The organism is Xenorhabdus sp. PB61.4, assembly GCF_963894935.1.
Classification (GTDB): Bacteria; Pseudomonadota; Gammaproteobacteria; order Enterobacterales; family Enterobacteriaceae; genus Xenorhabdus; species Xenorhabdus stockiae.
In genome coordinates, this window is record NZ_CAWQJR010000102.1 from 1 (window position 1) to 2,419 (window position 2,419).

1 protein-coding gene is annotated in these 2,419 nt (G+C 56.6%); it reads right to left on the reverse strand.

The window, feature by feature from the left end; genetic code table 11:
* Positions 1–2,419, reverse strand: a 2,419-nt coding sequence (locus AACX68_RS06250) for an AMP-binding protein (RefSeq protein ID WP_228860824.1), incomplete at both ends; no start/stop codon positions are given.

A 2,419-nucleotide genomic window follows, 5' to 3' on the forward strand; every position in this document is an offset into this window, starting at 1 on the left:
GTTAAACAGACCAATGGTCAGCCACAGAATAGTGACCTGATGGACCTGTAAAGCCCGCACTAACGCCGGCGGGGTCAATAAGGTGGTACGGTCAATCACCACCAATGTCCCGCCGTTCAGCAGCGGGGCCCAAACCTCAAACGTGCTGGCATCAAACGCCGGATTCGCCGTAAAGGCGACTCGGTCAACCGGTTTTATTTGAGCATAATTATTATTGATGACCAGCCGGATCACTGCACGATGCGGCACCAGTACCCCTTTTGGCGTGCCGGTGGAGCCGGAGGTATACATGATATACGCTGACTCAGTGCTGGAACGTGGCAAATCAGGATTACGACAATCTTGCCCACGGTTTGTCTTTTCCTCGTCCGAGAGACGCAATAATGGCACAGTCAGGTTAGCCGGGATATTCTCCCGTATATCAGCGAGCAGCAACCGGGCAGTACAATCCTGTATCATCCAGTGTTTTCGCTCATCCGGCACACCCGGATCAATCGGCACATAAACCGCGCCAGCTTTGAGTACCGCCAGTTGGGCGACCACCAGCGCCACCGAACGTTCCAGTAACAGCGCCACATGCTCACCGGGACGGATACCCTGTTCAATGAGCTGACCGGCCAGTCGGTTGGCACGGGCATTGAGTTCGGCATAACTGACGGTCTGGTCTTCATACACCAAGGCAATGGCGTCTGGGATTTTCTCTGCCTGCTGTTCGAATAACTGATGAATGCACACCGTATCAGGGTACGGTGTTTCCGTGGCATTCCAGGTTGTTAGCAACAGGGTACGTTCGGCTTCCGGTAAAATTTCCAGCGCCCGAACCGGCCTGTCTGGGGCGTGTTCCAGCGCATCCGCCAGACTTTCCAGCGCCTGCTGCATATAATCACAGACCCGTTCCGGTGCAATTGGCTGAACCATCTGTGCCGTCAGCCCCAGCGAATCACCATAATCTTCCACCGACAGCGCAAAGGGGTAATTTGTCCGCTCCTGCCCGCCCATAAATTCAATTCCGTTTACCCCTTCATCGGAGAAGGCGGACATATCATTATGCCGATAGTTCAGCAGGGCACTAAAAAGCGGACTCGCGTTGTCAATGCCGCTGCATCGCTGAGCCAGCGCCAGTGATGCATGCTCATGCGCCAATAATCCGGCCAGTCGGATATGGGCCTGCTGTACACTTTCCCTCACCGGTGTGTTATCGATATCCAGCCGCAGCGGCAGGGTATTAATAAACAGCCCCAGCCCGCTATCCATCCCTTCTCCCGCCGCCATACGCCCGAACAACACGGTGCCGAACACCACGTTTGCCTGTCCGCTGGTGTGCGACAACACCTGCGCCCAGGCCAGATGGCACAACGCCGCCAGACTGACGCCACACTGCCGGGCCTGACGGCGCAGACGGCGATTCAGCTCAGCAGGCAACATCCGGTGGAATTCCGTCACCTGCGAGCCGTCACGATGCACCTCCGCCAAGCCAAATGGCAGGGTCGGCTCTGTTACGTCCGCCAGCATGTCCGTGAAGAAACGGGTGTGTGCGGCCTGACTGATACCCAACCGGGCCTGCGCCACCAGATTGCGGAACGGTACCGGAGCTGGCAGTGTCGCCGCCTGTCCCGTCAGATAGGCCCGGATTTCACGATACAGGACTTCCAGCGTGGTATGATCACCAATCAGGTGATGCAGTATTTGCAGAACGACCCAACACCCCGCCGCGTTCCGGGTAATGACAAATTGCAATAACGGGGCCTCATTTAAGTTCAGGCGATAATGGCGGGGATCAAAACGCTGGCTCAGCTGCTCACTGACTGGTCCGTCTGCCGGATCTAACGTCAGTTCAGTGATCGATAACGGGGCCTGACGCCAGACCACCTGCGCCGGCACAGACAACCCCTGCCAGATAAAGGCAGTCCGCAGGATATCGTGGCGATTGATTACTTGCTGCATGGCCGACAAATACCGCTCCAGCAAGGCCCGGTCCGTAAACTCCTTCTGAATAGTCAACAGGTACGGATCGCCCTCGTTTGCCAGCAAATGGTGGAATAAGATCCCGTCCTGCAAGGGCGACAGGGCATAAATGTCCTGAATATTGCTCATCCCGCCCGGCACATGCCCGACAATACGATCAATATCCGCCTGCGTCAGGTCTATCAGCGGCAACATTTCTGGGGTGAGTTCCGTCGTATCAGAGGTAATGACGTTAGCAGGAACGTCCACGACCCGGTGTTGTCCCAACCTCTGTGCCAAACGGAATAATACCGGTGTCTGAAATAGGTCACGCACCGCCAGCGCCCGCCCCAACTGACGCAGGCGTTCAATCATCCGCACCGCCAGCAGGGAATGCCCGCCCAGCATAAAGAAGTTGTCATGTCGGCTGACTTGCTCAAGGCCCAGCAATTCCCCCCAAATCGCCGCCAACACC